19 protein-coding genes are annotated in these 18,245 nt (G+C 68.6%); 10 read left to right on the top strand and 9 right to left on the bottom strand.

The window, feature by feature from the left end; translation table 11 throughout:
- Nucleotides 1-2 precede the first annotated feature (2 nt).
- Together Drose_RS15555 and Drose_RS15560 are read right to left on the bottom strand one after the other, a co-directional pair.
- Nucleotides 3-1,037 carry an alcohol dehydrogenase catalytic domain-containing protein gene (locus tag Drose_RS15555; RefSeq protein ID WP_260728909.1) on the bottom strand — a complete coding sequence of 345 codons (1,035 nt, stop codon included), beginning with the start codon at nt 1,035-1,037 and terminating at the stop codon, nt 3-5.
- 157 nt (nt 1,038-1,194) lie between these two features.
- Nucleotides 1,195-1,521 carry an aldehyde dehydrogenase family protein gene (locus tag Drose_RS15560; protein ID WP_260728910.1) on the bottom strand — a complete coding sequence of 109 codons (327 nt, stop codon included), beginning with the start codon at nt 1,519-1,521 and terminating at the stop codon, nt 1,195-1,197.
- Nucleotides 1,522-1,991: 470 nt separating this feature from the next.
- On the opposite strand from Drose_RS15560, the gene Drose_RS15565 reads away from it, so the two are divergent.
- The gene (locus tag Drose_RS15565) at nt 1,992-2,384 is read left to right on the top strand and encodes a cupin domain-containing protein (RefSeq protein WP_260728911.1); all 393 of its coding nucleotides are present in this window, start codon (nt 1,992-1,994) and stop codon (nt 2,382-2,384) included.
- Between the two features lie 99 nt (nt 2,385-2,483).
- Here Drose_RS15565 and Drose_RS15570 read toward each other — a convergent pair whose 3' ends face one another.
- The 6 genes from Drose_RS15570 to fdxA form a co-directional block, all read right to left on the bottom strand.
- Nucleotides 2,484-3,533 carry a 2-oxoacid:ferredoxin oxidoreductase subunit beta gene (locus Drose_RS15570; protein WP_260728912.1) on the bottom strand — a complete coding sequence of 350 codons (1,050 nt, stop codon included), beginning with the start codon at nt 3,531-3,533 and terminating at the stop codon, nt 2,484-2,486.
- Nucleotides 3,526-5,385, bottom strand: coding sequence for a 2-oxoacid:acceptor oxidoreductase subunit alpha (locus tag Drose_RS15575; protein ID WP_260728913.1), 1,860 nt, complete (start codon nt 5,383-5,385; stop codon nt 3,526-3,528). Before Drose_RS15575 ends, Drose_RS15570 begins: the two co-directional genes overlap by 8 nt.
- Nucleotides 5,382-5,657 (bottom strand): beta/alpha barrel domain-containing protein, encoded by a 276-nt coding sequence (locus Drose_RS15580; RefSeq protein ID WP_260728914.1) that lies wholly within the window; start codon nt 5,655-5,657, stop codon nt 5,382-5,384. The genes Drose_RS15575 and Drose_RS15580 overlap by 4 nt, the downstream gene beginning before the upstream one ends.
- Before the next feature lie 285 nt (nt 5,658-5,942).
- On the bottom strand, nt 5,943-6,650 hold the full coding sequence (locus Drose_RS15585; protein WP_260728915.1) for an IclR family transcriptional regulator: 708 nt from the start codon (nt 6,648-6,650) through the stop codon (nt 5,943-5,945).
- A gap of 390 nt (nt 6,651-7,040) precedes the next feature.
- Entirely contained in the window at nt 7,041-8,030 is a 990-nt protein-coding gene (locus Drose_RS15590; protein WP_260728916.1) for an NAD(P)/FAD-dependent oxidoreductase, read from the bottom strand.
- A complete protein-coding gene (gene fdxA, locus Drose_RS15595; protein WP_260728917.1) occupies nt 8,027-8,329 on the bottom strand; it encodes a ferredoxin in 303 nt (100 codons plus the stop codon). The genes Drose_RS15590 and fdxA overlap by 4 nt, the downstream gene beginning before the upstream one ends.
- 240 nt (nt 8,330-8,569) lie before the next feature.
- On the opposite strand from fdxA, the gene Drose_RS15600 reads away from it, so the two are divergent.
- From Drose_RS15600 to Drose_RS15630, 7 genes are all read left to right on the top strand, one after another.
- On the top strand, nt 8,570-9,895 hold the full coding sequence (locus Drose_RS15600) for an aromatic ring-hydroxylating oxygenase subunit alpha (RefSeq protein ID WP_260728918.1): 1,326 nt from the start codon (nt 8,570-8,572) through the stop codon (nt 9,893-9,895).
- The gene (locus Drose_RS15605; protein WP_260728919.1) at nt 9,892-10,410 is read left to right on the top strand and encodes an aromatic-ring-hydroxylating dioxygenase subunit beta; all 519 of its coding nucleotides are present in this window, start codon (nt 9,892-9,894) and stop codon (nt 10,408-10,410) included. Before Drose_RS15600 ends, Drose_RS15605 begins: the two co-directional genes overlap by 4 nt.
- A gap of 7 nt (nt 10,411-10,417) precedes the next feature.
- Nucleotides 10,418-11,368 carry a Dabb family protein gene (locus Drose_RS15610; RefSeq protein ID WP_260728920.1) on the top strand — a complete coding sequence of 317 codons (951 nt, stop codon included), beginning with the start codon at nt 10,418-10,420 and terminating at the stop codon, nt 11,366-11,368.
- A complete protein-coding gene (locus tag Drose_RS15615; RefSeq protein WP_260728921.1) occupies nt 11,365-11,634 on the top strand; it encodes a holo-ACP synthase in 270 nt (89 codons plus the stop codon). Before Drose_RS15610 ends, Drose_RS15615 begins: the two co-directional genes overlap by 4 nt.
- Nucleotides 11,598-12,797 (top strand): zinc-binding metallopeptidase family protein, encoded by a 1,200-nt coding sequence (locus Drose_RS15620; RefSeq protein ID WP_260728922.1) that lies wholly within the window; start codon nt 11,598-11,600, stop codon nt 12,795-12,797. Before Drose_RS15615 ends, Drose_RS15620 begins: the two co-directional genes overlap by 37 nt.
- 175 nt (nt 12,798-12,972) lie before the next feature.
- Nucleotides 12,973-13,965 (top strand): Gfo/Idh/MocA family protein, encoded by a 993-nt coding sequence (locus Drose_RS15625; protein WP_260728923.1) that lies wholly within the window; start codon nt 12,973-12,975, stop codon nt 13,963-13,965.
- Nucleotides 13,966-14,096: 131 nt separating this feature from the next.
- Nucleotides 14,097-14,858: a hypothetical protein gene (locus Drose_RS15630; RefSeq protein WP_260728924.1), complete on the top strand. Its 762-nt coding sequence runs from the start codon at nt 14,097-14,099 to the stop codon at nt 14,856-14,858.
- A 62-nt stretch (nt 14,859-14,920) separates the two neighbouring features.
- Here Drose_RS15630 and Drose_RS15635 read toward each other — a convergent pair whose 3' ends face one another.
- A complete protein-coding gene (locus Drose_RS15635) occupies nt 14,921-16,030 on the bottom strand; it encodes an aromatic ring-hydroxylating oxygenase subunit alpha (RefSeq protein ID WP_260728925.1) in 1,110 nt (369 codons plus the stop codon).
- Between the two features lie 527 nt (nt 16,031-16,557).
- Between Drose_RS15635 and Drose_RS15640 the strand changes: the two genes are divergently transcribed.
- Entirely contained in the window at nt 16,558-17,298 is a 741-nt protein-coding gene (locus Drose_RS15640) for an ABC transporter permease (protein WP_260728926.1), read from the top strand.
- Complete coding sequence (locus Drose_RS15645; protein WP_260728927.1) at nt 17,291-18,244, top strand: ABC transporter permease; 954 nt, start codon at nt 17,291-17,293, stop codon at nt 18,242-18,244. Before Drose_RS15640 ends, Drose_RS15645 begins: the two co-directional genes overlap by 8 nt.
- Nucleotide 18,245: the final 1 nt, after the last annotated feature.

An 18,245-nucleotide genomic window follows, 5' to 3' on the forward strand; every position in this document is an offset into this window, starting at 1 on the left:
CGCTACCAGACGATGATGTTGCGGCCGAGCGCTTCCCGGTTGCGGATCCGGGCGAAGCCCGCGGTCGCTTCCCGCAGCGGGTACCGCTGATCGATCTGCGCTGTGAGGGCGCCCTGTTCCGCGAGCCGGACGGCGGTGTGCAGGTCGGCGAGCGAGCCGGCGAGCGAGCCGATGAGCCGGGTCTGCTTGAGCAGCATCGCGCGCGGGTCGATCCGCGCCAGATCTCCCGTCGAGCTCAGGACGATCGCGGTGCCGTACCGGGCCAACGCGTCGATCCCGGCGTCCAGGCTCTCTCGCGTGCCGACGAGGTCGAAGTAGTGGTCGGCACCGCGGCCTCCGGTCAGCTCGCCGAGCTCGGCGACGACCGCCGCGCTCCCGCCCCGGCCCAGCACGACGACATCCGATGCTCCCGCCTGCCGGGCAGGTGCGCATTTCTCGGCCGCGTCGGCCACGGCGAGCACTGTCGCTCCGCAGGCGGCCGCGACTTGGATGAGCATGAGACCGACGCCGCCCACACCGTTGACGACCGCGACGTCACCGGCGCCAAGACCGGCGAGCCGGACGGCGTGGACAGCGGTGAGGCCGGCGCAGCCAAGGAGCGCGCCGAGTTCGAACGAGACCGAGTCCGGCAGCACGACGAGGTTGTTCGCCGGTGCCGACCACTCGTCGGCGAACGTGCCGTCGAGACTGAACCCGAGCTGACCGCGCGGATCGGCGCAGACCTCCTCGCGGCCGCGCGCGCACTCGCGGCAGCGACCGCACACCAGGGGGCTGTAGAGCACGACGCGGTCGCCGGGCCGCAGGCCGGTGACTCCAGGGGGTACCGAGGCGACGACACCGGCACCCTCGTGTCCCAGGACGAACGGGTGGTCCGGCCGCGGCAGGAAGCCGTCGAGGAGGTGTACGTCCGTCGCGCAGATCCCCGCGACGGCGCTCCGCACGACGACCCGGCCGTCGTGCTCGGGGGACGGCTGCTCCCGCAGGGCGAGGCTCCCGACGGCGTCGGTGCTCAGCGCCTTCACCGGCGTGCCCGCCACGTCGACACCGCGGCTGCGTCTCGGATCGTTCCCATCTTGACCTCGGCCTCCTCGTCCGCTCGGGACATCGCCTCGGCCGCTGCGGGACATCACCCTGCAGCGGCCGAGACTTCTGAGGGGGATCTGAGGGGACCTGGGGGGTGCGTCGCGCGGCCGGTCAGTCCTGGCCGCGGAGCAGCTTGACCGCGACGGCCTTCTCCCGGGTGAATTCGTACAGGGCCAGGCGTTCCTGGTTCTCGAAGATGAGTTGTGCCCAGCGGGACAACAGCGCGCCGCGCTCGGAGGGGGAGGTCCTTGACCAGCCGCGCGAAGCGGCGCGTGCGGTCGCGACCGCTCGGTCGACGTCGCTGGTCGCGCTCGTGTGGATCCGCCCGTGCTCCTCGCCGGTCGCCGGATCGATCGTGGGCAGAACCTGGTCGCCGCCCGTCCAGACGCCATCGATGAGCGCGCCTGGCTGATCGATCACTGTGTCAATCGTGGTCACCTAGGGATCATCGACGAGTGCATTCCACCAGTCAATATGCTCTCTCGTATTGTGTAATCGCATCGGCGCGTGGCGCGGGTTCGTGCCGCGCCGCCCGTCGGCGGGGTCGGACGTGGCCGGCCGGGATCGCCAGGCGCCAAAAATCCTAGTAAACCGGGCGTAGCGGCGCGCACAAGTCAAGCCGCTGCCCTGATCGGCCTTCCAGATATCTCGTATTGCAACGAACCGTATTGCATGACGGGATGGCCGGTGTTACGTTTCGCCAGCCCGAGACTCCAGTCGCCGGCGCTCGGACAGGACCGCATGTGACCTGGGTGCCAGCGTCGTCGAACTGGCCGCGATACGTGACTGGCACCTGGCGTACGGCGACTCTGGTGGAGACCGTTCCGTGGCGAGGCGGCGTATCGGCGTGAGCCTGCAACTGCCCGCGGCGGCCCCGGGGCCGCCACACTCATTGAGGAGGAAGCCTGATGTCGCCACGCAATCCCGCCCTGTTCGGCAAGGTGATCAACTGGGCCGACATACCGCAGCGGGAGATCCGGCCCGGCGTCCGGCGGCGCATCTTCGCCACCGACGAGGTCCTGATCGCGCACCACGAGCTGGAGGTTGGCATGGAGGTCAACCCCCACTCGCACGACGACTTCGACCAGCTCGTCTACATCGAGTCCGGGCGGTGCGACTACTACGTCGACGGCGCGGCGAACGACATGCGGGCCGGTTCGTTCCTGCTCGTACCGCGGGGCGCTGAGCATTACGTGGAGCCCACCGAGGGGCCCTGCGTGAACATCGACTTCTTCGTTCCGCCGCGTGCGGATCTCCTTGCGAAGCTGGAGCTGGACGCGGTCCTGCGCGACCGCGACTGACCCGATCCGCGGCCCGGCCGCGATCCGTGCATACCACCCTCGACCGCTGCCGCCCGGCTGAACCTCCGGACGGCAGCCGTCGAGGTTTTGTGGCACCGCTCAGCCGACGGTCCAGGTGTCGTTGCCGAGCAGCAGCCGCTGCAACGCGTTGTCGTCGCCGGGTGCCTTCGTCGCCGCGGCCTCTAGCTGGGCGGCCATGGCCTCGTCGTAGGTGGGGCGCTCGACGGAGCGGAACACGCCCATCGGGGTGTAGCGGGAGTCGAGCGACAGCCGGGACAGGGCGAAGGCGAACGACGGGTTGTCCGCGTGGGCGTCGTGCACGACGACTCGCGGGTCGTCGGCGGCGAAGCCGTGCTCGATCGCGAGCGCGCCGTGCTCGCCCCAGACCACGGCCTTCTCGCCGTCCTTGCCGAAGCGCAGCGGTCGGCCGTGCTCCAGGTGGATGGTCCAGTCGTCGCGGGTCTCGGCGTCCTTGAGCAGGTCGAACGCGCCGTCGTTGAAGATGTTGCAGTTCTGGTAGATCTCGACCAGCGCCGTGCCGGAGTGCTCGGCGGCGGCGCGCAACACCGACTGCAGGTGCTTGCGGTCGCTGTCGAGGGTGCGGGCGACGAACGTGGCCTCCGCGCCGAGAGCGACCGAGACGGGATTGAACGGGTTGTCCAGCGACCCCATCGGCGTCGACTTGGTGATCTTGCCGATCTCGCTGGTGGGGGAGTACTGGCCCTTGGTCAGCCCGTAGATCCGGTTGTTGAACAACAGGATCTTGAGGTTGACGTTGCGGCGCAGTGCGTGGATCAGGTGGTTGCCGCCGATCGACAGCGCGTCGCCGTCACCGGTGACGACCCACACCGACAGGTCGGTACGGGACGTGGACAGGCCGGTGGCGATCGCCGGCGCGCGCCCGTGGATGGAGTGCATGCCATAGGTGTTCATGTAGTACGGGAACCGGCTGGAGCAGCCGATGCCGGACACGAACACGATGTTCTCGCGCGGGATGCCGAGCTCGGGCATGAAGCCCTGCACGGCCGCGAGGATCGCGTAGTCACCGCAGCCGGGGCACCAGCGGACCTCCTGGTCGGTCTTGAAGTCCTTCGGCTTCAGACCGAGCGAAGGGCCGCTCGGGCCCGAGCCGTGGGCTGTGTCAGCCATTCGAGATCACTTCCTGGAGCATGTCGGTGAGTTCGTCGGCCTTGAACGGCAGGCCACGGATCTGAGTGACGCTGATCGCGTCGACGAGGTAGCGCGCGCGGATGAGGGTCGCGAGCTGGCCCAGGTTCATCTCGGGGATCACGACCTTGTCGTAGCGGGCCAGGATCGCCCCGAGGTCGGCCGGGAACGGGTTGAGGTGCCGCAGGTGGACCTGTGCGACCGGCAGGCCGCTCGCGCGGACCTGCCGGCAGGCCGCGCCGATCGGGCCGTAGGTGGAGCCCCACCCGAGCACCAGCACCCGGGCGTCGCCGGCGGGGTCGTCAACGACCAGCGGCGGCAGGGAGGCCGCGACCGCGTCGACCTTCGCCTGGCGGGTCCGGACCATGAAGTCGTGGTTGTCCGGGTCGTAGCTGATATTGCCGGTCTTGTCCGCCTTCTCGATGCCGCCGACCCTGTGCTCCAGCCCCGGGGTGCCGGGCACCGCCCACGGCCGGGCCAGCGTCTGCGGGTCGCGCAGGTACGGCAGGAACGTGCCGTCCGGACCGTTCGGCTCGGTGGCGAAGTCGACGGTCAGGTCCGGCAGCTCCGCCGGCGTGGGCACCCGCCACGGCTCGGAGCCGTTGGCGAGATAGCCGTCGGTGAGCAGGAACACGGGAGTGCGGTACGTGAGCGCGATCCGCGCCGCCTCGAACGCGGCGTAGAAGCAGTCCCCCGGGGACTGGGCGGCCACGATCGGCACCGGCGCCTCACCGTTGCGGCCGTACATCGCCTGCAGCAGGTCGGACTGCTCGGTCTTGGTCGGCAGGCCGGTGGACGGGCCGCCGCGCTGCACGTCGACGACCACCAGCGGCAGCTCCAGCGACACGGCTAGGCCGACGGTCTCGCCCTTGAGGGCGATGCCCGGCCCGGACGACGTGGTGACCGCCAGCGCCCCGCCGAAGGAGGCGCCGAGCGCCGCGCCGATGCCGGCGATCTCGTCCTCGGCCTGGAACGTGCGGATACCGAACCGCTTGTGCTTGCTCAGCTCGTGCAGGATGTCCGACGCCGGCGTGATCGGGTAGGCGCCCAGGTACATCGGCAGCCCGGACCGCCGGGCCGCGGCGATCAGGCCGTACGACAGTGCCAGGTTGCCGGAGATGTTGCGGTACACCCCGGCCGGCAGCGCCGCGGGCTTGATCTCGTACGCGACGGCGAACGCCTCGGTCGTCTCGCCGTAGTTCCACCCCGCCTTGAACGCGATGATGTTCGCCTCGGCGATCGCCGGCTTGCTCGCGAACTTCTGCCGGATGAAGCTCAGCGTCCCCTCCATGGGGCGGGAGTACATCCACGACAGCAGCCCCAGGGCGAACATGTTCTTCGACCGGCCGGCGTCCTTGCGGGACAGCTCGTTGCCCGCGAGGGCGTCCAGGGTTAGCTGGGTCAGGTCGACCGCGTGCACGGTGTAGCCGGCCAGCGTGCCGTCCTCCAGGGGGTTCGACGCCCATCCGATCCGGGCCAGCGCGCGCTGGCTGAAGTCGTGGGTGTCGATGATCAGCGTGCTGCCCTTCGGCACGTCGGCCAGGTTCGCCTTGAGCGCCGCGGGGTTCATCGCGACGAGGACGTCCGGCCGGTCGCCCGGGGTGAGGATGTCGTGGTCGGCGAAGTGTAGCTGGAACGACGAGACGCCGGCCAGGGTCCCCTGCGGCGCGCGGATCTCCGCCGGGAAGTTCGGTAGCGTCGACAGGTCGTTGCCGAAGATCGCCGTCTCCTGGGTGAAGCGGTCGCCGGTGAGCTGCATCCCGTCGCCGGAGTCGCCGGCGATGCGGATGACCACGCGGTCAAGCTGCTGGGTGGGCTTCAGCGTCGAAGTCATCGGGCACCTCCGAGGACGGGAGTGATGCGTTCGGGGAGGTGTGGGCTGCCCCAGTCGCGGCCCATCGAGAACGACCAGTCCAGCGTGGCGATGAGACCGGCGGCCCCGGCGGTGTAGGGCGCGAAGCCGAGCTCGGCGAAGGCGGCCTGGTTGTCTTCGAGGGTCACGCCGCGTTCGGAGCCGGCGACCAGCGCGCTGTAGACGGACTTGGGTAGGCGTTTCCTGGCGCGGCGTTGGGCCTCGGCAACGGACTCGAACCACGGGTTGACCATCAACCACTCCTGAACCGGCGGGGATAATCGGGCGGACGGTGCGGTGTGCGTGGCAGCCGCGCAGCACACGGGCGCCGTCGCCGGCATCGTTGGTGAAGTAGGCGGCGGCGTGACGGGCAGGGCGAGGACGTGCCGATGTCACCGCTGGACGACCGCGGGACCGGGGAGCACACGTCCCGGCCCCGCACGTCCTCGCTCAACCGCGTGCTCGTCGCACGCCGCCGAGCCCTGGACCAGCATTGGTCCGAGTTTGTCGATTGGTTTGTCGATGAGGCTGGCGAAAGGCTATTCGGGGTTGCCGAGCCGCTGCGACAAGGCGCGGGTCGTCGCAAGCAGCGCCTGCGCCTGCGGGGAGTCGATGTCGGTCGAGATGCTCACGGTCGTGCCCACGATGGCCATCGCGGCGACGATCGACGAACCCTCGAAGATCGGCGCGGCGATCGTCCGGACGCCGTTGATGTCCGGCGAGTTCAGCGACAACCCATGCTTGCGGATTCCCTCGAACTCCTGCTCCAGTTCCGGGGATCGGCGCAGGAGCTTGGTCAGGCTGGGCACCTGATCCCGGGGCAGGAAGGCGCAGAACACCCGACCTTGGGCAGAGTTCGTCAGATCCAGCCGCGCGCCGGCCCGGACACCGATCCGTATGATGTGGTCGGTGTTGTCCGCCGAGCGTACGACCGTCGCGGTTTCTCCGTCCCACACGCTGAGCACGACGGTTTCGTCGACCGTCTTCACCAATTGGTCCATGTACGGCTCGGCCGCGTCGACGATCGGCAGCCCGGCGCGGGCCGCCCCAGCGAGCGTCAATACCTGCGGCCCGAGTGAATACAGCGCGGTGCGCTCGTCGTAACGCAGGAGATTGGCCGCCCGCAGGGCCTTGGTGTAGCGGTGCGCCGTCGCCTTGCTCGCGCCCAACTGGCTGGTGATCTCATTCAGGCTCAGATAGGGCTTGCTGACGGTGAAGGAGCTCAGGACTATGGCCGCACGCTGCACCGTCTGGATCGTCGGTGCCGCGGTGGACTCCGAGGATTCCGACTCTGGTGTCGTTCTCGGGCTCATCGGTCCTCAATTCGGGCGTCAGACACCTGGCGATCGGCGTGCTGGAGTACTATATACAGTTGCGTCATCTGGCGTGGTTCTCGCATATGGTGGTAGTGCTGCGCCACGCGGTCCCGCTCCAAGAGTCGCGTCGGTGGTCTCAATGATGCAGCGCCGGCAGTTGGTCGTCGACAAGCGATGTGACGCGACGGCCCGCGAGCAACCCTACGACTCAGGAGCAGGGGCTCAGCCCCGCGCGGGGCGGGTTTGCGGTCATAGCCTACTAGTCGCACGTCATGTGCCCGCTGGGTGGCGCACCGCGACCGGGCGCTGGTCAGCACGGCATCACAGGTCCGAGGAGTGGCCGGGCGTGGCCGACGAACCCGGCCGGACAACGGTGGTGATGTGGTTGACCGCCAGCGCCGCCTCGCCGAAGCCGATGGAGATCAGCTTGATCTTGCCGTCGTAGTCGGCGACGTCGCCGGCCGCGAACACGCGGGAGAGGTTCGTGCGCATGGTGCGGTCGACGAGGATGTGCCGGCGCCGCAGTTGCAGCCCCCATCCCTCGATCGGCCCGAGGTCGGCGATGAATCCGAGTGCGGCCACGACCGCCTGTGCGGGCAGTTCCTGCCGGTCGCCGGCGCGCGTCGTCACGACGACCCCCTCGACCGCGACCTCGCCGCTGATCTTGTGTACCTCGTACGGCGTGAGCACGCGGACGGACGAGGCGTGCAACTGCTCGACGCTGCGCTCGTGCGCCCGGAACTGCGGCCGGCGGTGCACCAGCGTGACGCTGCGGGCGATCGGCTCCAGGCCGAGCGCCCAGTCCAGTGCCGAGTCCCCGCCGCCGACGACGACGACGTCCAAGCCGGCGAGCTCGTCGAGCCGCGGGACGAAGTAGCGCAGCCCGCGACCGGCGTACTCCGAGCCGGCGGGAAGTTTGCGGGGAGTGAAGTTGCCGATGCCGGCGGTGATCAGCAACGCCTTCGCGTGGACCACATCGCCGGTGTCGGTCGTCACGTCCACACCATCGTCGTGTTCGTGCACCGCGACAGCGCTGCGGCCGAGCAGCAGGAGCGGATCCGCCTGCGCCGCCTGGGCGTACAGCGCGTCCACCAGGTCCTGACCGCGCACGGCCGGGAAGCCGGCCACGTCGTAGATCGCCTTCTCCGGGTACAGCGCCGCGACCTGCCCGCCCACCTCGGGCAGCGAGTCGAGCAGTGCGACCTTCAGCCCGCGAAAGCCCGCGTAGTAGGTGCCGTACAGTCCCGTCGGGCCGGCGCCCACGATGAGCAGGTCAACCTCGTGCTCGCTCGGGCCCTCCGAGCCGCTCATGAGGCCACGTCCGGGTGATCGGCGCCGGTCCGGCCGACCTTGCGCGCCCCGCCCGGCGAGCCGAGCCCGGCGAAGAACTCCGCGTTGATCCGCTCGAACTGCTGGACCGCCTCGGGCAGATCCTCGTGGTGGAAGATCGATACCTCCGGGCAGACCGGCTCGCAGCGGCCGCATTCGACGCACTCGTCCGGTTGGATATACATCATCCGGTCGCCCTCGTAGATGCAGTCGACGGGGCACTCCTCGACGCAGGACTTGTCCATGACGTCGACGCAAGACGAGGTGATGACGTACGGCATGGGCAGAGCCTCCGCTCTCGGATGTCATATGACGAGATGCCGTTTTTCATTGCGAGACGCCATGATGGCAAGCGTGCCTGGTCCCGTCAACACCTCGGCCCAGTTGCGGGCTAGTCTTGACACCCCCCGCCGGCTGGGAGAATCTTAGCGCATTGTGAGATGGCATCTCATGATGCAGGATAATTTGAACGAGCGAAGGAGCGGATCTCCATGCCGCAGGCGGGTCGCGACGGAGCAGGCATGCCGATGATCGTCGAGGATTGGGACCGGCTGACCTTCCGGGTGAACCGAGAGGCATACCGCTCATCGGAGATCTTCGACCGCGAACGGGACAACGTCTGGCTGCAAAGCTGGCTGTACCTCGGGCACGAGACCGAGATCGCCAAGCCGAACGACTTCATCGTACGAACACTCGCCGGGCGGCCGTTGATCTTCTGTCGGGACACGGACGGCGAGGTGCGCGCCTGGCTCAACTCGTGCCCGCACCGGGGCACCGTGCTCTGCCGCGAGACGGCGGGTTCCAGCAAACTGTTCCAGTGCTTCTACCACGCGTGGACGTTCCGTAACAACGGCGACGTCGCCGCGATCCCGGACGACTCCGCGTACGAGGGCAGTGAGGGCCTGCGCGAGAGCATGAAGCTGCGCGCCGTACCGCGCCTGGAGATTCACGAGGGCTACGTCTTCGTGTCCTTCAACCCGGACGTGCCGCCGCTGCTGGAGTACCTCGGCGGCGCGGCCGACTACATGACCATGATCGAGCAACAGCACGTCGGCGGTATGACGACGCTTCCCGGCGTGCAGTTGTACAGCGTGCGGGGCAACTGGAAGCTCGCGGTGGAGAACGCGATGGACGGGTACCACTTCTCGCCCACGCACAACACGTTCGTCGGGTACCTGCGCGAGAACGGCTTCGCGGTCACCGACGACGACCAGTACGCCTACAACCTCGGCAACGGCCACTCGCTGCTCGTGCTGACCGGGCACGGCGGCCGGATCAGCATGATCTGGGAGCCGCGATTCGGTGCGGACGAGCGCGCGCGCACCGAGGCCCACCGCAAGGAGATGGCCGAGCGGCTCGGGGAGAAGCGCGCGCACTATGTGGCCGACGAGAGTCACATCCTGTTCGTCTTCCCCAACCTGCTCCTGTTCGACATCGAGGGTCTCTCGATCCGCCAGCTCGAGCCGGTCAGCGCCGGTCAGACCGACGTGCGCGCCTGGCAGCTCGTGCCCCGCGTCGAGGACCCGGCCTCCCGCGCGCTGCGGATGAAGACGGTCGTCAGCTTCGTCGGCCCCGGTGGCCTGGCGACGCCCGACGACATCGAGGCGTACGAAGCGGTGCAGCGTGGTATCGAGGCGACCGCCAAGGAACGGCGGAGCGAACTGGACTTCAGCGACATGTCCCGCGGCATGATCGACGAGGTGAAGGGCGTGCAGGGTAGATCGATCGACGAAGGCGCGATGCGTGGGTTCTGGCGGCACTGGGTCGGCGCCGTCGGTATCGACAACGGGCTGCGGGTTGTCGGCAAGCGGCCGGCGAGTTTCCTGGAAGGACGGGACGTGCGATGACAGCCGTAGGCGAATACGGCGTGGTGACCGTGGCCGGGCGCGCGCTGAGCCGGGCCCAGGTAGAGGACTTCCTCTACGAGGAGGCCGACATCCTGGACGCCTGGCGCTACGACGACTGGCTGGCGCTGTTCGTGGAGGGCGCTCGCTACGAGATCCCGACCACCGACTACGGCGGCTGGTCGTTGCACGAGTCCGGCTCGTTCGTCGACGACGACTACGATCTGCTGCGGGCCCGGGTCAAGCGGCTCAAGTCCCGCAAGGCGCACGCCGAGAACCCGCACTCGCGCACGCACCGGCTCATCTCGAACGTGCGCGCGTTCGCCCACGAGGACAAGCTCCGGGTGACCGCGTCGTTCGTGGTGCACCGCGCGCGCGACGGGCAGTTCGACACCTACGTCGGGCGCTACGAGCACCTCCTGCTGCCCGCGGACGACGGACTGCGCTTCTGGCTGCGCCGGTCCATCCTCACGCATGAGGCGCTGCCGCCCGGTGCGCGCCTGAGCTTCATTCTTTAGGGACACCATGATCAGGCATACGCTTTCCTTCCGGTTCAAGGACGAGGTCCCCGCCGCGGTTCGTGCGTCGGTGCTCGCGACGCTCGCGACGTTCCCGGACCGCTACCCGGCGATGCGGAACTGGTCGATGGGCCAGAACATCAGCACCCGGGACACGACCTTCACACACACCATGTCCGTCGAGTTCGCCACCAACGACGACCTGCTCGGCTACCTGCAAAGCGACTCGCACGAGAGCTTCGTGCGCGTGACGTGGCGACCGGTGATCGCTCAGCAGGCGATCACGGCCTACGAGTACACCGAGCGGCCGGCGGCCGCCGACAGAGGGGCGCAGCACATGACGAAGAGCGAGCGGCCGCGCGGGCCGTACGGTATGGAGTACGCCCGCATCGAGGTGCCCGACATGCAGGCGACCATCGACTTCCTCGAGTACCACGTCGGGCTGCAGCTCGAACAGCGCACCGACGAGTACGCGTACCTGCGCGCCGACATCGAGCACCACTCGATTGAGCTGATCAACGCGCCGGAGCGGGAGAACGGCTGGACCGTGGCCGTGGGCTACAGCGTCGAGAACGAAGAGGTGCTCGAGCAGCTACACAAGCGGGTGCTCGACGCCGGCCACCAGGTGCTGCCGCTGCAGGAGCGCCAGCGGGCCTTGTGCGACAACGGCTTCGCCGTCAAGGACCCGGACGGTCTGATCATCGAGCTGTTCACGGAGTTCCAGGAGTACGCCGAGCCGCCGCACCTCGAGATCCGCCCGGTCGACCTCGTGCACCCGTTCATCGCGACATCGCGATACGAGGAGAGCCTCGAGTTCTACACGAAGGTCCTAACTTCCTGCCCTCCGACCAGATCGTCGGGTCCACCACGTTCCTGCGCTGCGAGGACCGCTACCACCACAGCCTCGCCCTGCAGAACAACAGCGAGCACTACGTGGCGCACCTGTGCTTCGCCATGAAGAGCCTCGATCACGTCATGCGGATGCGGGCGCGGGCGCTGTACAAGGGCGCGCCGATCGCCTCCGACATCGTCAACCACTCCGCGTCGACGTCGATCGCGTTCTACATGCACGATCTCAGGTTCGGTCCACGCTTCGAGCTCTGCGACAGGCACCGGGTCTTCACCCCCGAGGAGCACGAGACCCACCGGGCCCGCAAGATGCCGGCCGACCCGCGCAACATCGACGTGTGGCGCCCGGCGTCGGACGACTGGGGTCGTTTCTGAGCGCCGAGATCCTCGACGTCCTGCGCGTGCTGGACGCGACGCCGGCTCCGCGCGGACACGAACTCGCGGCCGCCACGGCGCTGCGGGACTGGTGTGCCGCGCGGTGGCCGGACATCGCCTGGACGGTGCGGCGGTACTCGCCCGAAGGGGCGAACCTGGTGGCGGCCTGCGGGACGGGCCCGCTGCTGTACTCGCACCTGGACACATCGCTGAACGGGGCGGAGTCCGATGCCGCGATCACCGGCCGGGCGGACGGCGCCGGTCCGCTGCATGTGCGGGACGGCCGGGTCGAGGGGTTCGGGCTGGGCGTGGCGCGGGCGCCGGCGGCGGCCGCACTGGTCGGCTTCGTGGCCGCCCGGCGTGGCAGCCTTCTGCTCGCCGGCTCCGGGACGCACCGTCGCGGCGGTGGGTCCGCGGGCGTACTGGCCTACCTGGCGGACCATCCGCGCCCGCCGGCCGCGATCGTGGCCAAATGCGGCCCGGGAACGGTGCTGTGGGAGGAGCCCGGCGCGCTCTACCTACGGGTCCAGGTCACCGGCGGCTACGGCGCGGCGCTGGCTCCGGATTCGGCGGTTCCGTCCGGGGGCATCGCGGCGCAGGCGGGCCAGATCCTCGCCGCTGTCGGCGCGTGGCGCGAGCGCTACCTGGCCACTCGCCGCCCGGTGGGGCAGATCGGTCCCCAGGCGGGGGTGGGCGCGATCCGCTCCGGATCGGCCGCCAAGCCGGATCTCCTGCCCGCGGACGTACAGCTCGACCTCTACGTGGTCACCATGCCGGGGGAGGATCCGGTCGGGCTGGCCGAGGAGGTCGAGGCCCACCTGCGGGTCGCGCTGGCCGGCACCGCGCTCGGGGACTGCGTCGTCGGCGTCACGGCCGAGCCGTTACACCCCGCGGCCGGTACGCCGCGAGACGCTCCGATCGTGACCGCCGCCCGGCGGTTGTGGGAGGCCGAGTTCGGCGGTGCGCCGCCCCCGATCGCCGGATGGACCGGATCGACCGACGGTGTCGTGCTGCGCGCACACGGCATCGACACGGTGCGCCTCGGTCCGCAGAGCGGCCGCTCGCCCGCTGATTCCCGCCGAGAGACACTCGCGGTCGATCAGCTAGTCGCCTTCAGTCGCATCTACGCGGCTCTGCTGTCCGAGCGATCACCAACACTCTAGGCGGTCCAGCGTGTTCTTGGGGGAGCGAGCAACCGAACGCTCTCCCAGGAACAACCGCGGGACCGCGAACCGCATCGAGGAGACAGGCCGACAGATGAACTCGCCGGATGTAGCTGCCCGTCGCCCTCTGGGTGTCGGGCTGGTGGGTGCCGGACTGGCTACCCAGTCGATTCACTTGCCGACACTCGCGGGCCTCGCCGACGAACTGCGCGTCGTGCACGTCATGGACGTGCTCGACGACCAGGCCGTCGCGGTCGCCGCGCGAGTCGGGGCGCGTGCTGGTACATCGATCGAGGAGCTGCTCGACGATCCGGCGGTCGACATCGTGGGTGTCTGCAGCCCGCACCAGTTCCATGCCGAGCACGTGATCGGCGCCTGCGCGGCCGGGAAGCGCGCCGTCTTCTGCGAGAAGCCGCTGACGCTCACCCGCAACGAGGCCGCCGAGATTCAACTGGCGTCCGAACGCTTCGGAGTGCCGGTCTTCGTCGGCACGATGAACCTCTGGGATCCTGCGGCTTCGGCCGCGCTCGCCGCCTGCGGTGCGCTGCGTACGGAGGCATCGATGATCAGATCCACGATCCTCATCCCACCGAACGAGTCGCTCATCGATCTGGCGACCGACCGTATCGACCGTCCGATGTGGCTTCCGCCGGCTCCGGCCGACATGTCGCCGGTCCAGGCGGCGCAGTACCAGCTCGGTCGCACGATCCTCGGCCTGGCAGTGCACGGACTGGCACTGGTACGCCGCTTCATGCCTGTCGTGCACGAGGTGACGTTCGCTCGTACGATCGAGCCGTGGGGGTACGTGCTGTCGCTGACCGACGGGAGCCGTGTCGCCCGGCTGATGGGGATGCTCGGCGGTAGCTGGGATCCGGAATGGACGTTCACGGCGATCGGCCCGCGAAGCGAACTGCGCATCGACTTCCCTCCGTCGTACGTGCTCGCCGGATCGGCGACCGCCACGGTGCGTCACGGAGCCGAGCAGCGGACCTGGAGGTTCGGGCATGGCGGTTTTCACGCCCAATGGCGCCATCTCGCCGACGTTGCGCGGGGTCACGTCGCACCGCGTGTCTCGGTGGCTGAGGCCGTGCAGGACGTGGTGTATGCGCTGGACGTCGTTACCGCGGCACAAGCGCGGCTGGTTGACGAGGTGAGCTCCGAGTGCTGATCAGCACAGCAGGCCGGGCGTTGCCGTTCGGTGTGGCGAGCATCGGTGCGGACGCCGAGACCGCACGCCATGATGTCGTGCTCGCAAGCGTTCCAGCGCATTTCCGTCGAGTGGATCGCGCGGATGCCCCGGTGGTCCTTGTCTCGGCCGCGGCCGACGACTGGCTCGAACAGTGCCGGGTCGCGATCTGCGCGCCGACTACGGCCGCGGTCGTGCTCAGCCGGGCGGGGCTCGCCGAGCCTGCCCAGGTGCGCGCGTTGCACGTATATGCCCGCAAGCACAGCGTCGCGGTCGTGGTCAGCTCGCCGTTCGCGACGCGGGCGCTGGCGCGGGCTGCCGATGACATTCGTCGCGACGGGTCCGCCGCCGCGGCGGTCGACATGCTGCTCACGAGCGATGACGACCCCGGCGGGCGCAGCGCCGATCGGCTTCGCGTCGCGCTGCTGCACGAACTGGCCGTCACCCGATCCCTGGCCGGACGGCCGAGCGGCGCCACGGTCTGTCACCGGTCGGCGGGCAGCTACCTCGTGTCCGGGAGCGTCGGACGCACGCCGGTGCTGCTCTCCGGCGTGCTGACCGACACGGCGGGGCTGCGGCTCGAGATCGACGTGGTGGGTTCCCGCCGGCGTTGGAAGGTCTGCCGTGACAGCGCCGCGCCAGCCGATCCGACCACGATCACGATGCTGGATGACGCTGGAAGGCATGTGACGCCTGGCCACTACGAGGGCGGTGAGCGAGCCGGTTGGCTGCGGGTGCACGACATGTTGACCAGCGGCCGGCATGATGCACAGGACCTCGTCGCTCTGGCCGGCGACCTTGAGATCGTCGCCGACACACTCGGCTTGGCCGACGAGCATCCCGCGCCAGAAGCTCCGCTGTCGGGTCCTTCATGATCGACGGACGGGTCGGGTCGTCATGGCGGCCCGATCCGTCCGTCGATCACCGCGTCCGGGATTCACCCCGAGTGCTGCCGGGTCGCTGCTCCGGCGCCGTCCTTCAGCATCTTCACCAGCATGCGGTGGAAGTTGTAGATCCGGAGCTCTCGATAGTGGCGGGGACCGGGCCTGCGGTACAGCGGTGACCGCATCCCCTGCCAGGTTCGCCGGACGACCTCGAAGTCCTCGGCCAGTACCCGGCGCTGACGTGCCGGCTCAGCCGCGGCCTCCTCGTCCGTGGCGTGCCCGAAGCTCCAGGCCCGCAGGCGGGTGCGCTCGACCGACGTCGGCGTCCAGGCCAGCACGGTGAGGCGCCCGCTGGGCAACGCGCCGAGGAAGACGTTCGGGAACAGGGAGATGTTGAGTGAGCCTGTCGCGGCTCGTCCGGTCAGCCCGGCGTATCCCGCGGTGCCGTCCTCGTAGCCCTTCCAGGGGATGTACGAGCAGCCGGCGAATTCGGCGAGTTCGACGGTCAGCCCGGTGCGGCTCTGGGCGGCGTAGAGCGTCTGAGGGTGCACCATCGCGAAGTGATAGGCGCAGAACGCATTGTCGACGTGGACCTTCCAGTTGCCCTCGAGCTCCTCGTCGATGACGTTGAGCGCCCGCATCCCCTCGATGTTGTGGCTGCTCAGCTCGGCGGCAAACTCGCCCAGGTAGTCGGCCAACGGGGGCGCCGAGCCGGAGAGGTCAACGAACGCGAACCGTTCCCATACCGCCATCCGAAGCTCGATCAATCCGAGCCCCGCGACGTCCAGGTCGAACTCGAACTCTCCTCGGAAGGGCACCCCGACCAGGTCACCGTTGAGGCTGTACGACCACTGATGGTAGGGGCAGACCAGACCGCGTCCGGCGTTGCCGCGACCCTCGAGCAGGGTGCAGCCGCGATGCCGGCACACATTCGCGAAGCAGCGCAGCCGTAACTGCTTGTCCCGGACGATGATGATTGGCTGCGTGCCGATCGTGTCGGCCAGGTAGTCGCCGGGTGCGGTGAGTTGGCCGACGTCTGCGACCAACTGCCAGCTCTTGGCGAACACGTGTCGTTGTTCAGCGTCGTAGACCCACGCGTCGACGTACATGTGCGGTGGCAGGAACGTGGTGGGTGAAGCGTCCGGAAAGTCCTCCGGTCGCACATCAAATTCCTTGAATGGATACGGGGGGTTGGCTGCGGAACCGGACACCGCGTGCCCTTTCGACGAAGCGGACGGCGCAGCCGGCGCGACCGTTGAATGACGGGCCCCGTCGCGACCGGTTCGATTCCGGCAACCGTGCTCGATCGCTACTAGCGCCTGTGCTCAAACCAGCATCTTGTGATGCGAGACAGTGGACTGTCAAGCGAGACTGTGTGGGATCGACGATGTCGGTTCGCCCGCGGCGGAGTCGGTGGGCGCTCGTTGCGCCCGGCGGGTTGGGTCGTTCCTTCGGCTCGTTATGTATTGTAATGCGAGACGATATCCCGCCCATTGACGTGCGCTTGGGGCTGGCGTAGTGTTCCTCGACACACCCGCCATGATCTGTAACCAGTGCCCCGGTGCTGGTGAATTCGTGTGGTGGCGCAGTCCTCGCTCGGCCTCCTCGGGCCGTGGAACGACCGTCGGACTTGACTCGCCACGGAGGAAGGCTTATGGAAAGGGAACGGCAGGAGGGCAAGCGTTCATCCGTGGCGTTCTCAGCGCTCGGGCTTGCCAGCCTCGTCCTGGTCTGGCAACTGCTCGGGACGCTTCGCATCGTCTCCGCGGCATCGCTGCCGAGCCCGTGGTCGGTGGCCCGGGCGCTCCCGACGGTTCTCGGGGACCACGAGTTCCTCGACGCGGCAGTCGACACGGCGACGAGCTGGGGTGTCTCCGTGCTCATCGGCTCCGCCGTCGCGATCTTCATCGGGCTGGTGGCGAGCAGCATCACGTTTCTGCAGCGGCCGACCGAGGTCGTCGTCAACACGTTCCGCTCCGTGCCGGCGACGGCCCTGATTCCGATCGGCATCCTGATGTTCGGGTTGGGCATGCAGATGAAGGTGTCGATCGCGCTGTACGCGATCTTCTGGCCGATTCTGATCAACACTGTCTACGGCGTCGCCACGACCGAACCCATGCGGCTCGACGCGGCGCGGTCCATGCGTTGGCCGTGGTGGCGGCGCCAGGTCTTCGTCACGCTGCCGAGCGCGGTCCCGTCGATCCTGACCGGCGTCCGGATCGCCGTGGGAATCTCGCTGATCGTGATCATCAGCACCGAGCTTCTGGGCGCCCGCTATGGCGTGGGAACCGTACTCGTCCAGTACACCCAGGCGTTGCGACCGGATGTCGTGTACGCCGGGGTCCTGCTACTTGGTGTGATCGGAGCGCTTGTGTTCTCCTTGTTGGTCAAGCTGGAGCGCCGTTTCGTGCGGTGGGTGCCCGTTGCCTAGCCAGACCGGGCCGGAATCGCATCCGGAAACGATGCCCTCGCGCCGGTCAGCCGGTGCGGCGACGGTGGTCGAGCCGGCGGCGAGCGCGGCGGCCGAACAGCCGGTGACAAGCGGACGTACCGTGGATCGCTCCGCTCACCTCGGGGCCGGGTTGCGCCGCCTCGCGAAGTCGGTCGGCGCCATGTGGCTGCTGGTCGTGGTGCTGGTCGGGTGGGAGATCTACGGCCGGCTCAACGATTCGGTGTTCTTCCCGCCGTTGAGCAAGGTGCTCCAGCACTTCGGCACCATGTGGCTCTCGTCGGACGCGTCCGGCCTTTACCTGTCCGAACTGTTCTGGGACCAGGTGACCATGAGCCTGTCCCGGTTCGCGCGCGGCTGGTGTCTCGCCGTCGTGGTCGGCATCGGGGTGGGCGTGCTCCTGGGGCGCAGCCGGGTGGCCGCCCGGATGTACAACCCGGTCGTACGGTTTTTCACCTCGATCCCGAACACCGTGCTCCTGCCGATCGCCGTCCAGATCTTCGGTATCACGGACGGCATGAACATCTTCCTGATCTTCCTCGGCAGCGTCTGGGTCATTGTGATCAACACGGCTGACGGCGTGGCCGGTGTCGACCCCATGTGGTTGCGCAGCGCGCGCAGCCTTCGGCTTGCCAAAGGGACGTTGTACCGACGGGTCATAGTCCCTGCGGCCATGCCTCAGGTCATGGCCGGGCTGCGGGTCAGTCTCGGTATCGGCCTGATCCTGATGGTGATTTCCGAGCTCTATGCGACGACGGCCGGCGTCGGCTATCAGATTGTCGTCGCCCAGTCCAGTTTCCAATATCTCAGTATGTGGTCGGCATTCGTGCTCATTGGCCTGATCGGCATCATCCTCAACGCGGTCTTCAGCGTGGTGGAGCGGCGCGTGCTGCGCTGGCAGCGGCGCGCCGGCCTGGCTGGCCTGTGAC

Source organism: Dactylosporangium roseum (assembly GCF_025264685.1).
Lineage (GTDB): Bacteria > Actinomycetota > Actinomycetes > Mycobacteriales > Micromonosporaceae > Dactylosporangium > Dactylosporangium roseum.